We start from the raw sequence: 25,958 nt of genomic DNA on the forward strand, positions 1-25,958 counted from the left end.
CCACTTATAAGCCCTCTCACCTCGAGAAATTTTATTATTATCTAGGAGAATCACAGTGAAGTGGACTCGTGCCAACGCCTTTTGCATTGGTGTGTTCGCAGCTAGTCATGCTTTTGGGCAAACACTAGAGCAAGCGGTTGAAAACACATTAAAAACCAATCCTGACATCAAAAGTGCGTTCAATGAATTCGTTAGCAAGCAGTATGTGAATGAAGCATCTGGCGGTGCTTACCTCCCATCCATAGATTTAGACGCCGGTATCGGTTATGAAGGCATTAACCCAGCAGAAGCAGGGCGAGATTCAACGGATCTGACAAGAAAAGAAGCGACCGTGACACTAACCCAGTTGATATGGGACGGTTCTGCGACACTTAACGATATGGATCGAACAGCAGCTGACGCAGAATCAGTTCGTTATCAACTGCTCGCTGATGCTCAAGACACGGCACTCGAAGTGGCAAAGGTTTACTTAGATTCAGTAAAAGCTTATGAAATTCTTACACTTTCAGAAAACAACTTGAAGGTTCATAAGAAGATCTACGAAGACATTAAAAAGCGAGTTAACTCAGGACTTGGGTCTACCGCTGACCTAACTCAAGTAGAAGCTCGTTTAGCAAAAGCTCACGGTAACTTGGTGGCGGCTCAGAACAACTTATATGACAGCCACACCACGTTTACACGCCTTGTCGGACAGTCCCCACAAGGATTGATTTTTCCGCGAGCGGACCAGAACTTTATTCCCTACACCATAGATGAAGCAATTGACTTGGCATTTGAATCGCATCCAGTAATCAAAATTTCGATGGCAGATGTAGACTCAGCGAAGTTCCAATATAAGCAATCTAAGGGAACTTACTATCCAACGATATCTGTAGAAGCGGCTCAAACGTGGCGTGATGATGCAAGCGGTATCGAAGGAAGCAGTGATGAAACGACAGCGATGCTGCGTATGCGTTACAACCTCTTTAATGGTGGTAGTGATGTCGCCAATGCTGAAAACTTTGCCTATCAACTAAACAAAGCCAAAGATTTACGAGAACGCGCATACCGCAGCGTTGAAGAAGGGCTTCGTCTATCATGGAGCGCGCTAGATTTAACGCTTCAGCAAAAAGAGTTTCTGGCGGATCACGTAGATTCGGCATCTGAAACTGTTATCGCCTACGAGAAACAGTATCGCATCGGTAAACGAACCCTTTTGGATTTGTTAAATACTGAAAACGAGTTATTTGAAGCGAGAAAAAACTACTTGGATGCTCGATATTCAGAGCAATACGCGAAATACCGTGTAATGAATGCGACCGGCCAATTGTTAAATGCCTTGCGAGTCGATGTGCCTACAGAATGGAATGAAAAGGTGGAGTACTGATCATGAAACCAATGAACATTCTATTTGTATTAAGCCTTCTCGCCGTTACTCAACAGGTTGTTGCTGAAGACGAGTATGACTATCGACCTGTACCAAGTGCAGAGCAAATCGCTGACCTTCAAGATGAAGATAACGATGGCGTCATCAACGCTCGAGATATGTGCCCTGGAACACCGGAAGGCTCAGAAGTCGACAATGACGGTTGCGGCGAATACATTAAAGCATCAGATAACATGCAAGTGAGAATACTTTTTGCCAATGATTCTGATGAAATCAATCCCGTGTTCAGAAGACAAGTACGTGAACTGTCCGATTTTTTAAAAGAATACCCTACTACGTCGATCGAACTGCACGGCTACGCGAGTAAAGTTGGTGGCTCTCAGCACAACCAAGATCTATCAGAGAGACGAGCGCGCAATGTCCGTGAGGCACTATTGAGCTACAACATCGAACCGAGCAGAGTTCGTATTGTTGGCTTTGGTGATACTCACCTAGCGCAACAAGGTATCGATGAAGTCAGCCACGCTTTAAACCGCCGAGTAACTGCTTCTGTCGTTGGTTATAAAGGCGAGATTAAAAAAGAGTGGACAATATTCACTACCCTCCCTGAAAGGTAAAAATATCTGTATTAATGTTTGTTCAAACAAGCATTAATAAACCTAGAACGACATAAGAAAAGGAGCTTCGGCTCCTTTATTTTTACTCATTGCAATAACCGTATTATGCTTTAGGAATCGGCACTTTAGTGTTACCCTAGCGGCGTCATAACAACGAGAGTTTTGAAATGAGCAAACTTACATCAGATATCCAAGCAAACCTTGACCTTTTTGTTGCAGAAACAAAAGAAAACCAACTGGTTTGGGGTTTACGCAATGAAGAAGGTTGGCTATCTTGCGATTCAACTGAATTCGAAAACAGTGAAGTCATGCCTTTCTGGTCTTCTAAAGAAGATGCAGAAGCGCACAATGTTGAAGAATGGGCTGACTTCACTGTACTAGAAATCCCACTAGATATCTTTGTTGAAGATTGGCTTTTAACTCTTGCAGAAGATGGTGTTCTTGTTGGTACTAACTGGAACGATCAGCTGGAAGGCAAAGAAATGGAGCCTCAAGATCTAGCTAAGCTTTACATTGCATAACGACTTCTAGACCTCAACTTTATGTTGGGGTCTTTCTTTTTATGCTCTTTTTTTGATATGTCGACCAAGTGCATAGTTTTCCTATTCTTTTTCTTCGTACACCCAACTCAATCACAACGCTGATCAATTAATAGCGCTATGATTCTCCAATTCCAAAGCAACAAAAGAACATAAGGCACGTTTAAATATGCGCACGCTCTATCCTTTGCTTGCGTCACTCTTACTCGCCCCGGTATATGCTAGTGACACTCAAGATATTGAGCCAGAACAAAATATCACGCAGTGGCACGCCGTTTATCAAACCACATTGAGAAGTAATCCTGACTCAGCATTAAGCATGCTTCAAGATCGATACCACACAGCGAAATCGCACAGCGAAAAACTCTACGTCAGCGGGCTGATTTATGAATACATGTCGAACATAAAACAGCCGTACTATGGTAGCAGCCAAGTTCTCAACAATAACTTTGCTCAGTTAGAGTCAGAGTACATTCTTGCCTTAAATGAACGTAAGCATGGTAGTTATGACGCCTCAGTAAATAGCTTTTCTTCGTTGCGAAAAAAAATGAAGCAGACTTCAGATTCTGAAGGCAAAGCTTTGATGAACTATCAGCTCTGTTATACCTTGAATCAACAAGGTCGTTATCACAAAGCAAACTTTTATTGCTCGTCGTTAGAAAGCCATCTAAGTCAACAACACCAAGAAAACTTCCCTATTGATCTCGCGTTACGTGTGGTAGCGAACAATTATAACTATCGTGGCGACTATGAAAAAGCGCTGAGTCTTTATAGAAAGCTGCTGGCGAACATGTCTGCTCAAAGCGATCCTTCTGGCATTTACAATGACGTCGGAAATTTACTTGCAGAGCTTGGGCAGTTTGAACAATCAGAGCAATATCTCATCCAAGCCCTACTCGCTCGTCAAGATGAAGGGACACCACTCAAAGTCGCCCAAGTCGAACATAGCCTTGGGGCAATGTATAAGAAATCCAAAGAATTCGATAAAGCCATCAATCATTATCAAAATGCATTAACAATACTCAACCAGCTCCAATACCCATATGGTCAAGGGTTAAGCTACTTAGGGCTGTCTGCGGTTTTAGCCGAAAGTGGGCAACTGGATACCGCAGTAGATTACATTAGAAAAGCTCTAGACATTGCTGAAACGTATGAAAATACGCACCTCGAAACGGAAGGGCATTTAGCTGCTGGGTTCGCGTATTTGAAAAACCATGCTACTGAAAAATCGATTGCACATGGCAAAGTCGCGTTAACACTAGCGATCAATAACTCTAGGCCATTATTACAGGCACAAGCTCAATTACTCCTTTCCAAAGCGTACCAAGCACAAGGTGATTATAAACTGGCATTAGAGCACCACGAAGCCTATTCAACCATTGAATTGGCCAACCGAGACGCTAGCAATATTAAAGCATTAGAGGCATTAGACCTTACAAAGAAAGAGTACGAATATGATCTTCAAGTCGCTCGGTTAAATAATGAAAAAAGCTTAAATCAGCATCAATTTGAGAAGCTTACCGATCAAAAGCGCACTTATAATTTTGTGGTTTCCTGTTTGTTGGTCTTGCTCATTCTGGCATTGATACTTCAGCGACAAACACGACAAAAAGCCAAAATAGATAGTCTAACATGTGCGTTGAATAGAGCGGCAATTATAGAGACCATCAAAGGTCAAACCTCCAAAGCGGACGAAGACTTCCGCTATGTTTTAGCATTAATCGACCTTGATGACTTTAAGACGATAAATGATCAATACGGTCATCCGACTGGCGACTTGGTGTTACAGCAAGTTTGCCAAGTGCTTAAAGCTAAGCTCAATAAGGGAGAGTATATCGGCCGTTTGGGTGGAGAAGAGTTTATCTTATTATTGAAAAACGTCGATGAAATTGACGTTCCTTTCCGGGTGCAAAGCCTACACAAAACGATTTCAGAGAAGCGCGTACGCACGGTAAATAATAGTGATCTGAGTGTAACTGCTAGCTTGGCCTATCTCTCAACATCAATGCCGCTTACCAACTTTGATGAACTTTATTCGATACTAGACCAAGCTTTATACCTGGCTAAAAAGCAGGGAAAAAACATCATTATAGACGCATACGATGAGCCAATTAGCCTAAGTTCTGACTATGTTAGCCAGTAAAGCACGGCACGACTAAACGTCAGCAGCCTGCTTGTTCACAAGAGACTGCATTACGGTCTCTTTATTGTTTAGGTAATCATCTAAGCCAGCTTTGCGCAAATCGCACGATGGGCAATCACCACAACCATCACCAATGACCCCGTTGTAGCAGGTCAACGTATTTTCACGAACCAGTTGCAACGCGTCATATTGATCAGCTAACGCCCACGTTTCTGCTTTATTTAGCCACATTAACGGTGTTTTGATCGTCAGGTTACGGTCCATCCCTTTCACCAAAGCCGTGTTCATTGCTTTCACAAAATTGTCACGACAATCTGGATAACCGCTAAAGTCAGTTTCACACACGCCAGTAATTACGGTTTCAGCCCCAATTTGGTAGGCGTAGATTCCTGCGAGCGTTAAAAATAGAATGTTACGGCCAGGAACAAAAGAGTTTGGTAGGCCGTTTTCTTGCAATTCGTGTGAGACAGGGATGTCATCGCGCGTGAGAGAGCTAATCGCAAGTTCGTTTAAAAGGCCAACATCCATCACTTTATGCGCTTTGACACCAAGATCCTTTGCGATCTTTTGTGCCACTTCTATCTCTAACTTGTGGCGCTGACCATAATCAAAAGTAATGGCATGAACTTCATCAAACTCTTTAAGTGCTTGAACCAGACAAGTCGTGGAATCCTGACCACCACTAAAAACAACAACGGCTTTTTTCATTTCTCTCTCCGCTCTTAAGCAATACTTAGGTATTTATGAGTTTGAACAGACAAACGCCAATTGCGAGCAATGCACGTTTCAATACACAATTGCGTTGCACGAGGCTTTTGGCTAATAGGCTGCAATGCAATGACAGTCTCAACCGCGACATTCGCATTTGCCAATAGCTCATCAAGGTGGTCGATGTCTTTTTGTGTACCAACAGGGTGCTTAATCTCATTCGCACGCTCTAACGCGCTATTGAGAACTGGCAGTTTACCCTTCATCGCCACTTTTGGTGACACGGTCACCCATGTATTTTCTGACGTGATGACTTCTGATGTGCCACTGGTTTCGATTTGGCATTGGCAACCCATATCCTCAAACGCCTCTGTTAAAGGGCGTAGATCATAAATACAAGGCTCACCACCAGTAATCACGATATGTTTAGCATTAAAGCCTTGCAGTTGATATTGCTCTACGATGTTCTCGGCAGATGCGACGCACCATGTCGGAGAATCTTCCGTCTTCACCAAAATATCACCAATTTGGCGTTGGTCATTCTCATCTGCATACCACGTTTGTTTGGTATCGCACCATGAGCAACCAACCGGACACTCTTGAAGGCGAACAAAAACAGCAGGTACTCCAGTGAAAACCCCTTCCCCTTGGATGGTTTCAAACATCTCATTTAGCTTATACAACGTAGAACTCACTCAACTCATAATACTTCGAGGCGAAGACCTTAATGGACACACGTGTCTAGGTCAATTTAAACCAAAAATTAATTGTTAAAATAGACCATTTTGTAGTTTCATAGTCGCGGTGAGCGTAGGTTTCTGGTTAGCGTTATACCAAACCTTATTCACTTACAGTTCCCAAAAACTTTAAGGTAAGAAATGATGTATAAACTGATCGCATTAGATATGGATGGCACACTGCTCAATAGTGATAAAGCAATCTCTGAAGAAAACAAACAAGCGATCGCAAAGGCTCGAGAAGCAGGCGTTACTGTCGTTCTCGCTTCTGGTCGCCCATTAGAAGGAATGCAAGGCAAGCTCGACGAACTGAATATCCATTCCGATAAAGATTTTGTCCTTTTCTACAATGGCTCTATGGTTAAGAACGTAGGAACAAATGAAATCATCCACCAGCAAATCATTGATGGTAAGGCAGCTAAATTAGTCGCTCGTAAAGCGAAAGAATTAGGCGCTTATGTGCACGCATTCAGCCAAGTACATGGCTTGATCACCAATGAGAAAAACCCATACACTGACATCGAAGCCAACATTAATGGCTTAAATGTAACAGAGATTAATTTTGAATCGCTAGAAGATGATCATCCAATCATCAAAGCAATGATGGTTGCCGAGCCAAGTAAGTTAACTGAGGTCATCGCTGCGCTTCCGTCTGAAATACGTGAAGAGTTTACGGTGGTTCAAAGCGCCCCGTTTTTCCTGGAATTTCTTAACCCAGCGAGCAACAAAGGTATTGGTGTTGCTGCAATTGCTGAGTATCTAGGTATTCAACCGGAAGAAGTGATCTGTATGGGTGATGCTGAAAATGACCACCACATGCTGAAGTACGCTGGCCTTGGTATCGCGATGGCAAATGCGATGGAAGAGACCAAACAAATCGCTGATTACATTACGGCAAGTAATGATGAACACGGTGTAGCTAAAGCGATTGAAAAATTCGTCCTTAACGCTTAATTCTCTCCGCCGCTATGGCGTCAACGTTATTACCTTTAACTCAGCCATGGCGTCAGATATACGCAAAGCCACATTGTTGAGCTACTCAACGTACAAAAAAGCCTTGCTGTAAAGCAAGGCTTTCTTTTTACTCGTATGCCTGAGAAAGAAAGCATACAACCATCAATCTAGCACTGTTTCTCTCTGTTGTTTTTCATGAATCAGCTTTCTTGCAAGCAAGATAAACAGCAACATCAACAATGGATAATGCAACGTCGACAATACCAATGACCACAAACCACTAAACGAGACAACAGAGCTTGAGTATAAATAAAGTTGCTCAACGAATACCAACGCAAGCGTTACAAAAATCATCTGACGAGAATCCAAATGCACTTTTGACTCTCTAAACGTCATAACCAACGCTGATGCCGTAATTAAAATAGCTAACCAGCGGCCAAACACAGGTAATGGCCAGATAACAGAGATGACCGCCGTTACCGCAGTCATAATGAACCAGACGCCTTTTGAGCTCAGCACTTGATCAACATTCACGTCTTGATTTGTTTCCAATCGCAGAACATGCCAGGCTACCAAGCTTCCTAACAGCGCACCAAACAACATATCTAAGAAAAAGGCGCTACCAAGGAAAAACTTACATAACATAATAGTAAGCGTGACGAGCATCATGACAGCGGTCGTACCATTCAAACCGAAATAATGTGTTCTCTGAAATAAAAAGGTTAAAACACAAAACCAAACGGCAATAGGCAAACTTGGAAAACTAAATCCAAAGCTGTGTGTTAACTCCATCATTGGTATATAGACATGCGGGCGAGGAAGCGCAAAGCCCTGTTGAGCTACAAGTACCATCAGGGACGTCGCGCTAATAGCGAAAAAGAGTCGGAATACAAATCGACTGCCAAAACGCATCATTACTAACGGAAATAGAAAAAGCAGTATCGTAGGTTCTGTCAGTTCTATAACAAGATTTGAGATCTGATTCGCTACCTCGAAACTCGTTTCTGATAAAGCCCCTACCCAGCTTTGTAAGTCTTTCATCCACCTCAATTCAATCTGACGAAATGAAGGCGCGGATTCGATCAGCTGAGTCACATAAGATGCGGACTGCTGAGTAGCTTGTTCAAAAAACTGAATGGCTTGTGGCCATTGAGCGGGATAGCGGTACAAAAATGATGGCAGCTCGGATGGTCCAAGTAACATTGCAGATGCGATTTCTACCCCGTAGTGAGGAGCAAACCAAATAGGTAACTCATTCCCACCTAAGGAATTGTTCATCGAAAAAGCAATAATCTCAGAATCTGATATGCAATCGTAATAAACTGCGGTGTCAGTTCTGCCAAGTTCCTCCCCAACCGTGACCACTAAACCCGTTTCTTCCCACGTTTCTCGTTGAGCAGCAACTTTGGGGGATTCTCCATCAATAATTGTCCCACCAGGTAGAGAAATCTTATCCGTCAATATTTCATGAACTAGCACTAACTTGTCGTCAGCACGAACAACGCAGAGTGCCCCTTTTACTTCGCTCGCGGCAGCTTTAACCGTAGAGATTGGTGAAACAGGTAACAAAATAAAACAAAGGATGAGTAATAACAGCTGTCTCAACACAAAATATGACCTTAAGTAAACATTATGATAACCAATGAATAATGGCAGTTAATCTTATCTTTTTCGATAAAAATTAAGTAACGAGTTATGCCAAACAACGTTGATCGAATAAAGCATGATCTTGAAGCTCATTGGAGAGTAATTTAATGCAAACCTGACAAAAATCAGACAAAACATGAAATATTGATCGCAATTCTGCCAGTTATATGAAGGTAACGTCAGGATAAAGTCATACACATTTTATGGGTTCTCAAAGTTGGAACAATAAAAAAGGGCTTATTATTCGAAAACAATAAACCCTGCTTATGATAACTATGCGCTGCTCGTTGAAACCAAGAATGAATTCTACCTCAAGCCACCAACGAATCAGCTTTTGAATGCTTGATGGTTAGTTAGACTTGCAATGTGCGTCGCGAACTTCTTGCCAAACACCCCAAGGTCCAGAGTCTGCTGGGTTATCGCCTTGGGTCCACCACTGCGCCTGCCACACTTTGCCATTCCAAGTAACGTTATCCCCTTTGAGATACACCGTACTCGCTTGCCATTCTGCTGCGCAGTTATCTGTTGGAGGCGTTGTCACTGTTTTCGCTTGAGCCGACACTAGCGCCTGATATTGTGTACTGGTCTTATCAACGTTGAAGTTCAAAGCAACTCTTGCTTCTCCCGCCTGAGCTGCTCCAAATTCGACATCGACACGACAACTTGCATTCATTGCTAACGTCGCCTGAGAACACTGATCATTAGCAATAACGGCAGCATCAGCAACGCCAGAAGCAAGCGCGCGAACGTTTTCTACAGTGAACGTCGTGTTACCTGAATTTTTGATAACAAAACTATGTTGCTGCAACTCGCCAACATTAAATGATGCCAATGTCTGTTCGGTGGTATACCCAACAGAAACATTCTCTTTCGGAGGTGTAGTCTTGCCAATGACACCATTAACAAAATTACGCATGGCGGCGATATCGCTATAAACACCATACATACCCGGACGAGCACAACCTATTCCCCAACTGACCACACCAAGTTGAGTAATTACGCCACCACGATTAATAACGATTGGACCACCGCTATCTCCCTGACAGGAATCTATCCCGCCTTGAGGAATTCCCGCGCAGAAAGACACCTCTCCAACGGTTGTGTAATTACCACCGGCTTGACTACAAGTCGAGTCCGACACGAGCGGAACGTCAACCTCTTGCAATCGAGATGGAGAGCTTCCTCCTTCAGAGGTTCTCCCTAAACCTGCGACTGTAAGCCAATCTCCGATGCTGGCGTATTGCGTTAGACTGCCATCGGCAATTTCAACCGCAGCAACACCTTGAGGTACAGAGTCTAACTTTAAGACTGCGAGATCGTGAGAAAGCGTTGCTCGGCGATATGCCGGGTGCATGTGGATTTCACTCACGTTAGATCGAACACCGTCAGTGCCATTGTAAACGACGCCACCGATTTTAACCGCAATCTGATTCGGTGAATCACCCTCGACACAGTGGGCCGCAGTCAGGACGTAGCCATTCCCAATATAACTGGCACCACAATATGATCGGTTACCATAACGGCTAACAATTTGGGTGTAGAATCTCCACTCACTAGGATCAGCAGTGATGCCGCCTACGATCTGGGGTTGTATAGTGTGATTTTGTGTCTGTGACAAATCATCAGCACTTGCGAACATTGGCAAAACAGCCAACGCAAGTAACGATTTTGTTAGTTTCAAAATATTGTCCTCTTGTTTTTGTAAGCACGATCCTCGTGCTACTAATAAACAAGCAGACAAAAACGCCAATACCAATGTGGGCGCATATTAATTTACTAACATTGCGAGCAACTTATAGAGAAAAGTCTATTGACGAACTGAATGATTTCAATTCGCTAGAATGTGTATCACAATATTAAAATTAAGCATGGTCATTAGCTCAACGGCTTTCTTAGATAGTGAATATGGTGTGCAAACCCTTGTTTTTCATACAAAGAGATTGCACCCTGGTTAAAGTGCCATACTTCAACAAACATCTGTTTTGCACCGTAATCAGAGAACGTTGACTCAATTTTGTTAATCAATGCCTGAGCTGTGCCTTGTTTCCGAAACTCAGGTAACACATAGAGCTCATCCACACTTCCCATCATAACCGGCTGACTGACGGTAGAAACAAGTTCACAGAAATGACCAGAGATAAAACCAATCATTTCATCTCCTTGTTTTGCTACATAAACAAGACATTCAGGATCATCAATGTATCGAGCAATACTTTTTTCTTGCTCTATCTCCTCAGCAGTCTTGAATAACTCAGGAGATTGAAGATGATGCTCATCATGCAGCTCAAACATAAGGTCGTTGAGCGACTCAAGGTCGCTAAAACACGCAGATTTAATTACAAACGTGGTCATACAAAGGGTCACTAAAAATTGAATGGCTGTAGTTTGTGAGGAAAATGCCGTATTGGCAAGTCACAAAATTGCCTGCACGAGACGTTTACGCTATCTACAAACAAAAAAGCCCCTGTACTTAATAAGCGTACAGAGGCAGAACCAACCTACAGAGTTCGAGGATCAGGGGTTAGTTAGAATTGAGTTTTAATTAACGTCTTAACACTCGTTCAATTTCGTTCAAGCTACTTGGGTCATCAATCGTTGACGGAACGGTGTATTTTTCACCATCGGCTATTTGACGTATGGTTCGGCGCAGAATTTTACCCGAACGTGTTTTCGGTAAGCGATCCACAACCAGTGCATGCTTAAAGCAGGCAACCGCACCGATCTCACTACGTACCTTGCCAACAAGCTCACCTTCAAGATCAAGCTCGTCCACTTTGACACCATCTTTAAGCACAACAAAACCAAGTGGTAACTGCCCTTTTAACTCATCGTGGATACCCACAACTGCACATTCCGCAATCGCTGGGTGGCCACCGACAATTTCTTCCATTTCGCCTGTCGATAAACGATGCCCCGCGACATTAATCACGTCATCAATACGTCCCATAATGAACAGGTAACCGTCTTCATCCAAATAGCCACCATCACCTGACACATAGTAGCCAGGGAATTGGCTGAGATAACCGGTTTCAAAACGGTCATGGTTACGCCAAACCGTTGGCAGACAACTCGGTGGCAGCGGACGTGTTAATGCGACAAAGCCTTGTTGGTTAGCCCCGACCGACTCTCCAAGTTCATTCAGAATCTCGACCTGATAACCCGGAATTGGCTTCGTCGAAGAACCCGCTTTCACAGGCATCATCTCAATGCCCGTTGGGTTACCCGCGATAGCCCAACCCGTTTCCGTTTGCCACCAGTGGTCGATAACCGGTTTATCTGCTTTACTCTGCACCCATTCCAGTGTTGGAGGGTCCAAGCGCTCACCAGCCATAAAGATGGTTTTCAATTTAGAGAGATCATACTGTTTTAAAAACTCACCTTCTGGGTCTTCTTTCTTGATCGCACGGAACGCTGTCGGGGCAGAGAACAACGCATCTACTTTGTATTCGTCACACACTCGCCAGAATGCGCCAGGATCCGGTGTTCGGACGGGCTTGCCTTCGAATAGGATTGTTGTGCAACCGTGAATCAGTGGCGCGTAAACAATGTAAGAGTGCCCTACTACCCAGCCAACATCAGATGCCGCCCAAAATACGCCATCTTGAGGAATGTTGTAGATTGCGCTCATGGAGTACTTCATCGCGACGGCATGGCCACCGTTATCACGCACAACGCCTTTTGGCTTACCTGTCGTACCCGAAGTATAAAGAATGTAGAGTGGATCGGTTGCCAACACCGGAACACAACCGTGTGGCAACGCTTGGTTGTACTCTTGCTGCCAATCCAGATCTCTTTCTTGGTTTAGATCGGCTTCGCACTCAGGACGCTGGAATATAAATACTTTTTCAGGCTTCCATCGGCTGTCCATAATGGCCTTGTCTACCATTGGCTTATATGGAATAACTTTGTTGATCTCAATACCACATGACGCCGTCATGATGACTTTCGGCTCTGCATCTTCAATTCGTACAGCAAGTTCATTAGGTGCAAAACCACCGAATACAACGGAGTGAATCGCCCCCAAACGCGCACAGGCTAGCATCGCCATTGCGGCTTCTGGAATCATCGGCATGTAAATAACGACTCGGTCGCCTTTTTCAACGCCTTGAGCAGACAGCATGCCGGCAATTTTTGCCACTTGGTCACGCAGGTCACTATAGGTATACGTTGTTTTATTGCCGGTTACTGGCGAGTCATAAATGAGTGCCGTATTATCACCGCGTCCTTGCTCGCAATGGTAATCCAATGCTAACCAGCACGTATTCATTACACCATCTGGAAACCAACGTTCTATGCCGTTTTCATCAGATTTCAAGATAGTTTTAGGAGATTCGAACCAATCGATATTCTCCGCTTGAGCGCGCCAAAAACTCTCCGGTTCATTCTTCGCCCATAAGTATTCTTTTTCGTATGAAGACATATTGCTTCCTCCAGTATGTCCTGACATTGCTCTCGTTCTATTCAAAGACCGTTCTTTTCACTCAAAGACATCAGAGGGTACACGCACAAATCCCTCCATTAGTATTCTCGCACTTCGGCTCATGATGGCTTTTTGCACCACCCAGCCCTGCTCAGTTTGCTTCGCTTGTGCTCCAACTTTTAACGTTCCTGAGGGGTGGCCAAAAGTCACTGACTCTTTTTCACCGCCACCAGCAGCCAAGTTAACCAACGAACCCGGTACACACGCAGCTGAAGCGATAGCAACAGCTGCTGTTCCCATCATTGCATGGTGAAGTTTGCCCATCGACAACGCACGAACCAACACATCAATTTCCGACTCATTTACCGCTTTGCCACTTGAAGACAGGTAACTTTTCGGTTTAGAAACAAACGCAATTTTCGGTGTGTGCTGGCGTGTTTGAGCTTCTTCTAAATCAGAAATCAGGCCCATTTTTAACGCGCCATATGCACGGATAGATTCGAACATCGCCAATGCGGCATCATCGTTGTTGATATCGTCTTGCAGCTCGGTGCCCTGATATCCTATCGATTCAGCATCAATAAAAATGGTTGGAATGCCCGCATTTATAAATGTGGCGTTAAACGTACCTAAGTCCGGTACCACTAAATCATCGACTAAGTTGCCTGTTGGGAACATGCTGCCTTCGCCATCAGAAGGGTCAACAAAATCGACTTGAATCTCGGCGGCCGGAAACGTCACGCCATCGAGCTCAAACTCGCCAGTTTCTTGGACGAATCCGTTCACAATCGGCACATGCACCAAGATAGTTTTGCTGATGTTCACCTGCCAAACACGCACCGTCACAATGCCATTTTCTAGAATGCGATCTTGTGGAATCAGCCCAGCATGAATGGCGAAAGGACCGACAGCGGCAGACAAGTTGCCGCAGTTACCACTCCAATCGACGAATGGTTTGTCGATCGACACTTGTCCAAACAAGTAGTCAACATCGTGATCGGCTCGGCTACTGCGAGAAACAATTACTGTTTTACTGGTGCTTGACGTCGCACCACCCATGCCATCAATTTGCTTTGCGTACGGATCTGGGCTGCCGATAACACGCAACAAGAGTTTGTCACGAGCTTCGCCTGCCACTTGTGCTTCTTGTGGCAAATCGTCGAGGTTAAAAAAGACCCCTTTACTTGTACCGCCACGCATGTACGTCGCCGGCACTTTGATTTGGCTCATTTGATTCGGAGTTTTGCTTTCCATACCCACTCCTTATTGCGCCAAGAAATCTTGCGCGAAACGCTGCAAAACACCACCTGCGTTGTACACGTGAACTTCGTCAGCGGTGTCTAGGCGGCAGGTAACAGGAACGTCAACTTTATCGCCGTTGCTACGCGTGATAACCAAGGCCAGATCCGCACCCGGTTTAATCTCGCCAGCTACGTCGTAAAGTTCCGTACCATCCAGTTCTAACGTATTACGGTTTACACCTGGTTTGAATTGCAGCGGCAGTACGCCCATGCCAACCAAGTTAGTACGGTGAATACGCTCAAAGCCTTCAGCAACAATGGCTTCTACGCCTGCCAAACGAACACCTTTTGCTGCCCAGTCACGAGATGAACCCTGACCGTAATCCGCGCCGGCGACAACAATCAATGGTTGTTTACGATTCATGTAGGTTTCAATCGCTTCCCACATGCGTACAACCTGGCCTTCTGGTTCAATTCGCGCCAGAGAACCCTGAACGACTTCACCGTTCTCTTTCACCATTTCGTTAAATAGTTTCGGGTTAGCAAAGGTCGCACGTTGCGCCGTTAAGTGATCGCCACGGTGAGTCGCATAAGAGTTGAAGTCCTCTTCCGGAACGCCCATTTTGGCAAGGTATTCACCCGCAGCACTGCTCGCCATGATCGCGTTGGATGGTGACAGGTGGTCAGTCGTGATGTTGTCGCCTAGAATCGCTAATGGACGCATGCCAGACAGTGTTCTTTCACCCGCCAGCGCACCTTCCCAGTAAGGTGGACGGCGAATGTAGGTACTCATCGGACGCCAGTCGTAAAGCGGACTAGAGCTTTTCTCTGCGTCATCCAGCTTAAACATCTGAATGTAAACTTGCTTAAACTGCTCAGGTTTAACATGAGTACCGACAACTGCATCGATCTCTTCATCGCTTGGCCACAAATCATTGAGATAAATTGGTTTGCCGTTTTGGTCCGTGTCCAATGCATCGCGTTCGATATCGAAACGAATCGTACCCGCTAGCGCATAAGCGACAACCAATGGTGGTGATGCAAGGAAAGCTTGTTTTGCGTAAGGATGGATTCGGCCATCGAAGTTGCGGTTACCAGACAGAACGGCTGTCGCATATAAATCGCGATCAATGATCTCTTGCTGGATTTTTGGATCCAACGCGCCACTCATGCCGTTACAAGTGGTACATGCGTAACCGACGATACCAAAGCCAAGCTTTTCTAACTCTGGTAATAAGCCCGCTTCTTCCAAGTACAGGCGTGCAACTTTAGAGCCCGGAGCAAAAGACGATTTCACCCAAGGTTTACGTACAAGGCCGAGCTCATTGGCTTTCTTCGCGACAAGGCCAGCAGCGACGACGTTTCTTGGGTTACTGGTATTAGTACACGATGTGATAGCAGCGATGATCACTGCGCCATCTGGCAACTCACCTTCTTTCTCTTCCCACGCACCAGAAATGCCACGCTGCGCCAACTCCGATGTTGGTAAACGGCGGTGAGGGTTTGACGGGCCGGCCATGTTACGACTTACTGATGATAAATCGAACTCAAGTACTCGCTCATAAACGGCAGTATCTAGATCGTCAGCCCAAAGACCGGTTTGTTTTGCGTATTTTTCTACTAGAGCAACTTGCTCTTCATCTCGGCCAGTTAGTTTCAAGTAATTGATGGTCTGCTCATCAATATAAAACATGCCGGCTGTCGCGCCGTATTCTGGTGTCATGTTGGAAATGGTTGCACGGTCTCCAATCGTTAGATCGCGTGCACCTTCACCAAAGAATTCAAGATATGAAGAGACCACACGCTCATTACGCAGAAACTCAGTAATCGCGAGGACAATATCCGTTGCGGTGATGCCTGGTTGACGTTTACCCGTTAGTTTTACACCGACAATATCAGGTAGACGCATCATTGATGGTCGGCCAAGCATTACGGTTTCAGCTTCCAGACCACCAACACCGATCGCGATAACACCGAGGGCGTCTACGTGAGGCGTGTGACTGTCCGTACCCACACAGGTATCTGGGTAGGCAATACCCTGCTTCGCTTGCACCACAGGAGACATTTTCTCCAAGTTGATTTGGTGCATAATGCCGTTACCCGCAGGAATCACGCTTACGTTTTCAAACGCTGTTTTACACCACTCGATAAAGTGGAATCGGTCTTCATTACGACGTTCTTCAATCGCGCGGTTTTTATCGAAAGCATCAGGTTCAAAGCCTGCATGCTCAACCGCTAAAGAATGGTCAACGATCAATTGAGTCTCAACCACAGGGTTCACTTTTGCAGGATCGCCACCCTGATCCGAAATAGCATCGCGCAGACCCGCTAAATCGACTAGAGCGGTCTGACCAAGAATGTCATGACAAACAACGCGTGCTGGATACCAAGGAAAATCAAGATCACGTTTACGTTCAATTAACTGTTTTAGGCTATCCGTCAATGTGTTCGGTTCACAGCGACGGACCAGTTGCTCGGCTAGCACGCGGGAGGTATAAGGGAGTTTTTCATAGGCTCCAGGAGAAATGGCATTGACGGCTTCGCGTGCATCAAAGTAATCCAGTTGAGTTCCCGGAAGCGGCTTACGATATTGGGTATTAATATTTGTGTTCATGGTTTGCTTCCATTCAGTCTGTACATCTTGCCTTCATCAACGTTTTCCCATTGCTCCAGAAACATCGTGATGAGAGGGACTCCTTCCTCTGTCAGAGAGAGGTACAAAGGAAGGAGGTGGTCAATCAAAGCGTATGTGCCCTGATTGACCTTCGCGCTAGCGATTCTCGATAGGTATCCATTCTTGATGGTCTGGGCCCGTGTAATCAGCACTTGGGCGAATGATGCGGTTATTGGCACGCTGCTCATAAACGTGTGCCGCCCAGCCCGTTAAACGACTCATCACAAAAATTGGTGTGAACAGCTTGGTTGGAATGTTCATAAAGTGGTAAGCCGATGCATGGAAGAAGTCCGCATTACAGAACAGACCTTTCTCTCGCTTCATCACTGATTCCACACGCTCAGAAACAGCATATAGATGTGTATCACCGACTTGCTGTGACAGCTCTTTAGACCAGCGCTTAATCAACGCGTTACGAGGATCACTTTCGCGATAGATGGCATGACCAAAGCCCATGATCTTGTCTTTGTTGGCCAGCATTTTCATGATGTTCGCTTCCGCCTCGTCTGGCGTTTGCCAATCTTCAATCATTTCCATCGCTGCTTCGTTTGCGCCGCCATGAAGTGGCCCACGAAGCGTACCGATTGCTGCCGTGATACAAGAATGAATGTCTGACAACGTTGATGCACAAACACGCGCTGCAAAAGTTGATGCGTTGAATTCATGTTCAGCGTAAAGGATTAAGGAACAGTGCATCACTTGCTTGTGTAGCGCTGATGGCTCTTTATCTGTAAGCAATCGCAAGAAGTAACCGCCGATGCAGTCTTCGGTTTGATCTTCTGTATCGATACGAACGCCATCGTGACTAAAACGATACCAGTAACAGATGATAGCTGGGAAAAGCGCCAGCATACGTTCCGTCGAATGCAATTGCTCATCGAAGCTCATTTCTTGCTCTAGATTTCCTAACACAGAACAACCAGTGCGCATCACATCCATTGGATGAGCAGTAGCAGGAATAAGCTCTAACGCTTGCTTAAGCTCAGTTGGTAAGCCGCGAAGGTTTAAGAGATGTGTCTTGTACGCATCCAGTTCTTTCTGAGTTGGCAAGTGACCGCGTAACAGAAGATGTGCAACTTCTTCAAATTGAGCATTATTGGCAAGGTCAGTAATATCGTAACCGCGATAAGTCAGACCGGTCCCCGTTTTTCCGACAGTACATAAAGCTGTGCTTCCGGCGCTTTGACCGCGTAGGCCTGCACCACCTAACTCTGCTTTCTTTTCTGCAGTTTGAGACATTGTTTGAACTCCTTTTCTGTCTGGCTTTGCCCTCTTTGGAGCGTTTTTTAGCCAGACGAATTTCACGTTATTGAATTAGATAAATTCCGATTATCTTTTCTTGGGCTTCCGTCTATCTTTTCTTTTCCCCGCTATTTCCCTTCAGAGAATAGCTGGTCAAGTTTGTCTTCGTAATCGTGGTAGTTCAGGTGCTGATACAACTCTTTGCGTGTTTGCATTGAATCAACCAAAGCTTCCTGATTGCCCACTTCTAGCAAATGCTTATAAACCGTTTCAGCGGCTTTGTTCATGGCTCGGAACGCACTTAACGGGTAAAGCACCATATCGACTTTCGCTTTTGCAAGCTCGTCGCAGCCATACAGTGGCGTTGCGCCGAACTCGGTAATGTTCGCCAGAATAGGAACGTGCTTTCCAGTTGCTTGCTCAAGTGCGTTTGAGAACTGAAGGTACTGATCCAGCTTGGTCATCGCTTCTGGGAAGATCATGTCTGCGCCAGCTTCCACACACGCAATCGCACGCTCAATTGCACTGTCCATGCCTTCAACAGCTAGCGCGTCTGTACGAGCCATAATCACGAAGCTTTCATCATTGCGTGCGTCAACCGCTGCTTTTACGCGATCAACCATCTCTTGCTGGCTCACAATTGCTTTGTTCGGACGGTGCCCACAACGTTTCTGTGCGACTTGGTCTTCCATATGAACCGCAGCAGCACCCGCCTTTTCCATTGCTTTGATCGTGCGAGCAATATTAAATGCGCCTCCAAAACCGGTGTCGATGTCGACCAATAGCGGTAAATCACACGCGTTAGTGATGCGGTCAACATCGACCAGTACGTCGTTCAATGTTGTAATACCGAGATCCGGCAATCCGTATGACGCGTTTGCAATACCGCCGCCAGACAAATAAATCGCTTGATGCCCCAAGTTTTTCGCCATCATGGCGCAGTAAGGGTTAATGGTGCCGACAATTTGCAGCGGATTGTTTTGTTCAATGGCGAGTCTGAACTTCGCTCCCGGTGTTAAGCTCATGACGAATTCCTTCTAGTCTTTGTCTAAACTTTCTGTATGTATAATTTGCGATTGGATGAGCTTTCGACTTCCTGAGATGTGTCTTCTCATCAGCATTTCTGCAAGCTCTTCATCGCGATTGCGAATGGCTTCCAGAATGAATTTGTGTTCAGTCAGCGCTTCATTTGGACGAGATTGCGCGCGCGGTGACTGATAGCGGTACATGCGTAACAAGTGGTAAAGCTCGTCGCACAGCAGAGAAATCAGCTTGCTATTTCGGCTTGCTTGGATGATGCGATAGTGAAAATCAAAATCTCCATGCTGATGGAAGTAAGAGGCTCCCTCCACTTGATCGATATGCTTAGAATGTGTCGACAATAGCATTTCCAAGCTCAAGAGCTCTTCTTGCGTAATATGTCGCGCTGCTAACCTTGCCGCCATACCTTCTAGCGCTTCGCGAACCGCATAGAGTTCTATCAGCTTTTCTGGAGAAAAAGTGGTCACTCTAGCCCCGACATGAGGAATACGCTCAATGAGCCCTAGCCCCTCTAAACGCATTAATGCTTCACGCAAAGGGCCACGGCTGACTTGATATTTCTTCGCCAGTTCAGGCTCCGAGATTTTATGACCAGGCTTAACATCGCCATTCACAATGACTTCAATCAGTGTTTCTGTCAGTGTTTCTGACTTGGTGTGTTCTTTCTCAGAACCCAGTACTTTATAACGAGTTTTCAACTCAGAGTTCATACTCAGATACTCACGTTACCGACATCAAAATGTCTACAATTTCTTAACCTGAATATAAAGTAGTCGATCAAAGTGTCGACAATCAAGTAAATTGTCGACAATTTAGACTAAGGTCGTAATTTAAATCGACGAAAATCGTCTATTACGGGCTTAATGGAGGGATAATTGCGAAGGAAAAAATAAATTGTCGACACCCAAAAACCTCTTAACATAATGATATAAAAGAAAAATAATTAAGCCGTCGAACAATTAAGGATACAAAAGGCTATTCTTTAGGTGAAAATTGCTCAAAAACTTGCTGCGATGTCATCTTTTGTGAGGTGGGATTGAGGTCATAATACGCGGGCTTTTCATCGGTAAAGATCTCTAATGAGAGTTTGAAATCTGGATTGTCGAACAAACCAGCGGAGAGAATGTACTCGCCTGTCGGTAACAAATGATAGAAAAGGTTTGTGCCGCATTCGCCACAAAAACCTCTCACCGCCCAGTCAGACGATTGATAACGCTTTGGCTCGGCCCCCTTAAACGTTACGTTAGGACCACAATGCACAGCATGGAGTGCTCCACTCGACCATTTTCGACACATCGAGCAGTGGCATAGACTCACTTCATTCTTAGCATCTGCGATCACTTCAATAGCGCCGCACAAACATATCCCTTTCATTCTCTGTTCCCTTATTCGTTTGATGTCATTCCATTATGACGCAATTGTTAGCACGCACGCGTGATGTGCAACCAATTTTTCAGCGTGAACTTTATGAACAAAATATCCGTTATGCTCAATATTCTCTTTATCGACGTTTTAAAGACATCAATTTAACACTTGATTAACCTTTGACACATCAGCATCCAGTTCGAGTTAAAAGCTGAAACAAAAATAAGACTCATCTAAAAATAGAGTCACCAACATAAGGAACGTGAACATGTTAAAGGTAATCAAACCAACGCTCGCCGCATCGATCATCGCAGCTTCATTTTCATTTAACGCTTTTGCTGCTGATGTAGAAAAAATGCATTTCTTGATCCCTGGAGGTGCCGGTGGCGGCTGGGACATGACCGCACGAGGTACAGGTGATGTGCTACTCAAATCAGACATCGTTGAGACGGTATCTTTCCAAAACCTTTCTGGTGGCGGCGGCGGTAAAGCCATTGCGCACTTGATTGAAACGGCAGATCGCCAAGAAGATACGCTGATGGTGAATTCAACACCGATCGTCGTTCGCTCTCTAACAGGTATTTTCCCTCAATCCTTTAGAGATCTCACTCCCGTTGCAGCCACCATTGCGGATTACGGTGCCATCGTAGCCTCTGTTGATTCGCCATACAATTCTTGGGAAGACGTAGTAAAAGCATTTGAATCTAACCCTCGCAAAGTGAAAATTGCGGGTGGCTCTGCTCGTGGCTCGATGGACCACCTCGTCGTTGCCGCCGCATTTAAAGGCGAAGGATTTGATGCGCGTAAAGTTCGTTACATCGCTTACGATGCGGGCGGTAAAGCCATGGCAGCCCTTCTTTCAGGCGAAACTCAACTGCTCTCTACGGGCCTAGGTGAAGTACTGGAGATGTCAAAATCTGGTCAAGTCAAAGTGCTAGCGGTAACTGCACCAAAACGCCTAGAAGCCGCACCAAACATCCCTACGCTAACAGAATATGGTAACGAAACTGTCTTCGCTAACTGGCGTGGATTCTTTGCTGCACCAGGTACTAGCCAAGAAAAGCTGGATGAATGGAATGCAGCATTTACCAAAATGTACAACACTGACGAATGGCAAGTCGTCCGTGACCGCAATGGTTGGATAGACAACTACAAGGCGGACAAAGCGTTCTTCGCGTTCCTTGAAGAGCAAGAGCAGCAAATGGGTGACTTAATGCGTGAGTTAGGCTTCCTAAAGTAACAGTCGAACTGGGTCCCTCAGATTCCAACCTCACCCAATAACGTGGGGTTGGTATTTCCCCAACTGTATTTGCACTCTAAGTTTCACCGTATATGGATATTGTCGACAATCGGCATGCACACTCCTTTGTTTATATACCCAAAGCAGCTCGACTAGCAGCGAAATGCTTAATTGTTAATGGTTTAGTTTATTCATTAACGTCCATATGCGGTCTTTTTTATTTTTGTTAGGAGTTGAATATGTCTCGTTCAACCAACTTTTTCACCAAAGAATATTTGCTCTGTCGTGACCGTGTCGGCGCAATGATCTTTCTACTCTTCTGTCTTTGCTACGGTTATCAAACCTCGCAAATTCCATTGTTCCCTGGTGATGAATACGAACCGTTCACCGCACGTACTTTGCCAACCATCCTGACTTACGTTGGTGCAGGCCTTTCTTTGTTATTACTGGTAACAGGACAACCAGATAAACAAAGTGGCGCGGTGCTGACCTTTAATTGGAAGTTACTGATCGCTTTCTTGGTTTTGATGGCGCTGTACGGCGTGGGCCTGACTTACCTAGGCTTTGTTATAGCTACTGGCTTCTTTTTATTGGCTGGCTTCTATCTGCTGGGGGAAAGACGTAAACCCGTTCTGTTCGGCGCGTCGTTTCCATTCGTGATCGCGTTCTATTTATTACTTACTCAAGGTTTGGACATCTATCTCGAATCGGGTTTGATTTTCACCATCTGGTAGTCAAAGAAAGGACTGAATTATGTTAGATGGAATTCTACAAGGTTTATCCACTGCAGTAATGCCAATGAACATCATGATGGTGATCGTTGGTTGTTTCGTCGGTACATTTATCGGCATGTTACCTGGGCTTGGACCGATCTCAGCCATTGCTTTGATGATCCCAATTACTTATGGCCTAGAGCCCTCTTCTGGCCTTATTTTGATGGCGGGTGTTTATTACGGTGCGGTATTTGGTGGTTCTACATCGTCGATTTTAATTAACGCGCCGGGTTGTTCTTCAACCGTGGTGACAGCATTCGACGGCTACCCGATGGCTCAAAAAGGCCAAGCAGGTAAAGCATTAGCTTTGGCAGCTTATTCTTCTTTCACTGGCGGTACGCTATCTGCCATTATGTTGCTTGTCGCAGCACCAGCATTGGCTAGCGTTTCACTTAGCTTCCAATCGTCAGACTATTTTGCGTTGATGCTACTTGGGTTATCAGCAGTCGCGGCTTTTGCGGGGAAAGGTCAGGTCATCAAAGCGTGGATGATGACCATTCTTGGTTTGATGCTATCTACAGTTGGTATCGATAAAGGCGTAGGCGTTGAACGCTTTACCTTCGGTTTAACGGATTTAATGGATGGCTTTAGCTTCTTGTTGCTTGCAATGGCGACATTCGCACTGGGTGAGACGCTGATGGGCATTCTTAAACCATCAAAAGACACCAGCGATGAAGAACAGGAAAAGCTGAGTAACATTGGCTCAATGAAAGTGACCAAGGACGAAATCAAAGATGTTGCGCCTGTTTCAATTCGCTCTTCAATATTAGGTTTCTTCACTGGCGTTCTTCCTGGCGCAGGAGCAACCATTGCTGCTTTTTTAAGCTATGGCATGGAGCGCAACCTCGCACCTAAAGAGAAAAAGGAAGAGTTCGGTAAAGGCAGTATCCGTGGTTTGGTCGCGCCAGAATCAGCGAACAATGCAGCGTCTAGTGGTTCATTTGTTCCACTGCTAACGCTTGGTATTCCGGGGTCTGGTACGACAGCTATTATGCTCGGCGCGCTGATCGCTTACGGTATTCAGCCTGGCCCTCGCCTGTTTGTTGAGCACCCAGACGTGTTCTGGTCGGTGATCATTTCCATGTACTTCGGCAACATCGTACTCGTGATCCTGAACTTACCGTTGATTCCGTACATCTCAAAGCTTTTGGCGGTGCCTAGAACGGTACTTCTGCCGATGATTTTATTCTTCTCAATCACCGGAGTTTATTTGGTCTCATTCAATACTATGGATGTGTTCGTGATGCTGATTGTCGCTATGGCTGCCATTGCACTTCGACTCGCTAACTTCCCACTTGCGCCTTTATTGCTGGGTTTCATCCTTGGGGGATTAATGGAAGAGAACTTACGCCGCGCATTAATGATTTCAGACGGCGAATTGAGCTTCCTATGGGAGCGCCCTATTACCCTTACCTTTACTGTTTTAGCCGTATTGGTACTGGCAAGTCCACTAATCGTAAAGCTGATTCAAAAGTGTAAAGCACAGCCAGTGAGCGTTGAGCAGTAATAACTGTCTCTTACAACCTAGATAAAGCCATCCATCGCGATGGCTTTTCTTTCTCCTATCAAATCGTTCACTTATTAAGCAAAACAATATTGACAAGTCATCGCCTATATATAAGAGTAGTTGCATGAATACACACTTAGCGCAACTTAACCAACGAATTATCATCATTCCATAGGAATGGTGGGATATTTGATGCGCTCAATATTTATCGAACCCACCCATAGCGGTGGGTTTTCTGTCTCTACCGTATGGGAAATACTCTCTTGGAGGCGGTCACATGCAAAAAGTAGCGGTTTTTGGTAAGCCCGGCAGCGGAAAATCGACGATAAGTAAAGCAATCGCGTCTGCTACCGATCTCCCTCTTCATCAATTAGATTCCATAGTCTATAAACCAAACGGTGAGCCCGTTGAGCGTAACGTTTTTGATGAAGCACATAGCAATATACTTCACTCAGATCGTTGGATCATAGATGGTCTGGGGCCTATCAGCTCCTTTAATGCTCGTTTAGATGCAGCCGATACTCTCGTTTATATTGATCTACCATACTCCGTAAGCTATTGGTTTGTGACGAAACGTCTCCTTAAAGGACTATTCATTAAACCCGAAGGTTGGCCTGATGGCAGTTCGGTATTGAAAGGGACATTACAAAGCTACAAAGTTCTTCAGCAATGCCCTGCATTCTGGAATGATGACTTTATGTCTCGTCTCGAAGGGTACTCTCAAAGTAAAACCGTTCATGTCATCAAAAACGTCACAGAACTGAACAATTTTGTTTTAGAGCGGGTAAAGTAAACTTCATATCAGAACACTAGAGCATGTGGGATGGGCCATCTAAAGCTCTAACAATGAAAAAGAACATAACAAGGATTGTTTATGCTTTTAGAACTAGCGCTTTTATTCGTTGCCGGCGTAGTTGGTGGGATCATTAACTCCATTGCGGGAGGCGGAAGCTTTATTACTTTTCCGGCCCTATTGGCGGTTGGTGTGCCTCCAATTATGGCCAACGCAACAAATACTTATGCTTCATGTGCAGGGTACATTAGCGGAGCCGTAGGCTTCAGAGAAGAGATCATGAAGAACAAGCAAGAACTGTTGTTCACAGTCTCATTCAGTTTAGTAGGTGGCGCTGTCGGAGCATATCTGCTGCTCAACACACCAGAATCGCTATTTTTGGAAGCCATTCCTTGGCTACTCTTGTTTGCCACCGTGCTTTTCCTGACTGGTTCTCGTTTAACAATGCTTATCAAAACTGTCGCGAAAGAGCACAAACACGCAGGAATACTCGGAGCAATCGCTTTGGGTCTATTACTTGTTGGTGTCTCTGCTTACGGTGGTTTTTTCAACGCAGGTTTAGGGGTTATTGTTCTGAGTTATCTGGTAGTAGCGGGTCATCAAGACATTAATTTAATGAACGGTTTGAAATTGCTGGTATCTACGTGTGTTTCACTCATTGCTATCGTGATTTTTGTTGCGAATGGTTCCATTGACTGGCGCACAGGTAGCGTTGTTTTGGTCGGTACGTTGGTGGGTGGTTATCTTGCAGCTCGTGTATCTCGTCAACTTAATCCCAATCATGTTAAAGGGTTTGTTGCTCTTTCTTCTATTCTCATCACTATCTACTTTTTCATTGATGTTTATGCTTAAGTAAAACTTGCACATGTAGATAACACTCCTATAAAAAACGCCATCGCGAATGATTAATGCTGATCGCTGAACGAGGTTTTTGTGTCATTACAGCGAGCC

General features: G+C 45.1%; 22 protein-coding genes. 10 read left to right on the forward strand and 12 right to left on the reverse strand.

Annotated features, from left to right (window positions below):
• Positions 1-55 precede the first annotated feature (55 nt).
• The 4 genes from FKN08_RS04990 to FKN08_RS05005 all read left to right on the forward strand — a co-directional run bounded on the left by FKN08_RS04990 (position 56) and on the right by FKN08_RS05005 (position 4,665).
• Complete coding sequence (locus FKN08_RS04990; RefSeq protein ID WP_170891454.1) at positions 56-1,366, forward strand: TolC family outer membrane protein; 1,311 nt, start codon at positions 56-58, stop codon at positions 1,364-1,366.
• A gap of 2 nt (positions 1,367-1,368) precedes the next feature.
• Positions 1,369-1,983, forward strand: a complete 615-nt coding sequence (locus FKN08_RS04995) for an OmpA family protein (RefSeq protein WP_170891455.1) — start codon at positions 1,369-1,371, stop codon at positions 1,981-1,983.
• A 167-nt stretch (positions 1,984-2,150) separates the two neighbouring features.
• Positions 2,151-2,504, forward strand: a complete 354-nt coding sequence (locus FKN08_RS05000; RefSeq protein WP_005395049.1) for a DUF2750 domain-containing protein — start codon at positions 2,151-2,153, stop codon at positions 2,502-2,504.
• A gap of 187 nt (positions 2,505-2,691) precedes the next feature.
• The gene (locus FKN08_RS05005; protein ID WP_170891456.1) at positions 2,692-4,665 is read left to right on the forward strand and encodes a diguanylate cyclase; all 1,974 of its coding nucleotides are present in this window, start codon (positions 2,692-2,694) and stop codon (positions 4,663-4,665) included.
• A 12-nt stretch (positions 4,666-4,677) separates the two neighbouring features.
• On the opposite strand, the gene queC is transcribed toward FKN08_RS05005, so the two are convergent.
• Positions 4,678-5,373, reverse strand: a complete 696-nt coding sequence (queC, locus tag FKN08_RS05010) for a 7-cyano-7-deazaguanine synthase QueC (protein ID WP_170891457.1) — start codon at positions 5,371-5,373, stop codon at positions 4,678-4,680.
• A 14-nt stretch (positions 5,374-5,387) separates the two neighbouring features.
• Positions 5,388-6,038, reverse strand: a complete 651-nt coding sequence (queE, locus tag FKN08_RS05015) for a 7-carboxy-7-deazaguanine synthase QueE (protein WP_031780442.1) — start codon at positions 6,036-6,038, stop codon at positions 5,388-5,390.
• Positions 6,039-6,254: 216 nt separating this feature from the next.
• On the opposite strand from queE, the gene FKN08_RS05020 reads away from it, so the two are divergent.
• Positions 6,255-7,064, forward strand: coding sequence for a Cof-type HAD-IIB family hydrolase (locus FKN08_RS05020; protein ID WP_164666881.1), 810 nt, complete (start codon positions 6,255-6,257; stop codon positions 7,062-7,064).
• A gap of 162 nt (positions 7,065-7,226) precedes the next feature.
• Here the strand turns inward: FKN08_RS05020 and FKN08_RS05025 are convergent, their stop codons facing one another.
• The 10 genes from FKN08_RS05025 to FKN08_RS05070 form a co-directional block, all read right to left on the reverse strand.
• Complete coding sequence (locus tag FKN08_RS05025) at positions 7,227-8,672, reverse strand: bifunctional NUDIX hydrolase/phosphatase PAP2 family protein (protein ID WP_170891458.1); 1,446 nt, start codon at positions 8,670-8,672, stop codon at positions 7,227-7,229.
• Between the two features lie 388 nt (positions 8,673-9,060).
• On the reverse strand, positions 9,061-10,392 hold the full coding sequence (locus FKN08_RS05030) for a trypsin-like serine protease (RefSeq protein WP_170891459.1): 1,332 nt from the start codon (positions 10,390-10,392) through the stop codon (positions 9,061-9,063).
• Between the two features lie 194 nt (positions 10,393-10,586).
• Positions 10,587-11,063: a GNAT family N-acetyltransferase gene (locus FKN08_RS05035; RefSeq protein ID WP_104969423.1), complete on the reverse strand. Its 477-nt coding sequence runs from the start codon at positions 11,061-11,063 to the stop codon at positions 10,587-10,589.
• A gap of 190 nt (positions 11,064-11,253) precedes the next feature.
• Positions 11,254-13,131, reverse strand: a complete 1,878-nt coding sequence (locus tag FKN08_RS05040; protein WP_170891460.1) for a propionyl-CoA synthetase — start codon at positions 13,129-13,131, stop codon at positions 11,254-11,256.
• Positions 13,132-13,188: 57 nt separating this feature from the next.
• Positions 13,189-14,385 carry a 2-methylaconitate cis-trans isomerase PrpF gene (prpF, locus tag FKN08_RS05045; protein WP_170891461.1) on the reverse strand — a complete coding sequence of 399 codons (1,197 nt, stop codon included), beginning with the start codon at positions 14,383-14,385 and terminating at the stop codon, positions 13,189-13,191.
• 9 nt (positions 14,386-14,394) lie between these two features.
• Positions 14,395-16,986, reverse strand: coding sequence for a Fe/S-dependent 2-methylisocitrate dehydratase AcnD (gene acnD / locus FKN08_RS05050; protein WP_170891462.1), 2,592 nt, complete (start codon positions 16,984-16,986; stop codon positions 14,395-14,397).
• A gap of 156 nt (positions 16,987-17,142) precedes the next feature.
• Positions 17,143-18,285, reverse strand: a complete 1,143-nt coding sequence (gene prpC, locus FKN08_RS05055; protein WP_170891463.1) for a 2-methylcitrate synthase — start codon at positions 18,283-18,285, stop codon at positions 17,143-17,145.
• A gap of 131 nt (positions 18,286-18,416) precedes the next feature.
• Positions 18,417-19,313, reverse strand: coding sequence for a methylisocitrate lyase (gene prpB / locus FKN08_RS05060; protein WP_005395068.1), 897 nt, complete (start codon positions 19,311-19,313; stop codon positions 18,417-18,419).
• Between the two features lie 12 nt (positions 19,314-19,325).
• On the reverse strand, positions 19,326-20,039 hold the full coding sequence (locus tag FKN08_RS05065) for a GntR family transcriptional regulator (RefSeq protein ID WP_005395069.1): 714 nt from the start codon (positions 20,037-20,039) through the stop codon (positions 19,326-19,328).
• A 265-nt stretch (positions 20,040-20,304) separates the two neighbouring features.
• Positions 20,305-20,703, reverse strand: a complete 399-nt coding sequence (locus FKN08_RS05070; RefSeq protein WP_170891464.1) for a GFA family protein — start codon at positions 20,701-20,703, stop codon at positions 20,305-20,307.
• A gap of 259 nt (positions 20,704-20,962) precedes the next feature.
• Here FKN08_RS05070 and FKN08_RS05075 point away from each other — a divergent pair, with 259 nt between their 5' ends.
• From FKN08_RS05075 to FKN08_RS05095, 5 genes are all read left to right on the forward strand, one after another.
• Positions 20,963-21,934, forward strand: a complete 972-nt coding sequence (locus FKN08_RS05075; protein WP_005395072.1) for a tripartite tricarboxylate transporter substrate binding protein — start codon at positions 20,963-20,965, stop codon at positions 21,932-21,934.
• A gap of 239 nt (positions 21,935-22,173) precedes the next feature.
• Positions 22,174-22,668: a tripartite tricarboxylate transporter TctB family protein gene (locus tag FKN08_RS05080; RefSeq protein WP_170891465.1), complete on the forward strand. Its 495-nt coding sequence runs from the start codon at positions 22,174-22,176 to the stop codon at positions 22,666-22,668.
• A gap of 19 nt (positions 22,669-22,687) precedes the next feature.
• On the forward strand, positions 22,688-24,214 hold the full coding sequence (locus FKN08_RS05085; protein ID WP_170891466.1) for a tripartite tricarboxylate transporter permease: 1,527 nt from the start codon (positions 22,688-22,690) through the stop codon (positions 24,212-24,214).
• Between the two features lie 277 nt (positions 24,215-24,491).
• Positions 24,492-25,007: an adenylate kinase gene (locus FKN08_RS05090; RefSeq protein ID WP_104971761.1), complete on the forward strand. Its 516-nt coding sequence runs from the start codon at positions 24,492-24,494 to the stop codon at positions 25,005-25,007.
• An 81-nt stretch (positions 25,008-25,088) separates the two neighbouring features.
• Complete coding sequence (locus FKN08_RS05095; protein ID WP_005395076.1) at positions 25,089-25,859, forward strand: sulfite exporter TauE/SafE family protein; 771 nt, start codon at positions 25,089-25,091, stop codon at positions 25,857-25,859.
• Positions 25,860-25,958: the final 99 nt, after the last annotated feature.

Source organism: Vibrio sp. 1-2 (7-a), assembly GCF_013048515.1.
Lineage (GTDB): Bacteria > Pseudomonadota > Gammaproteobacteria > Enterobacterales > Vibrionaceae > Vibrio > Vibrio diabolicus.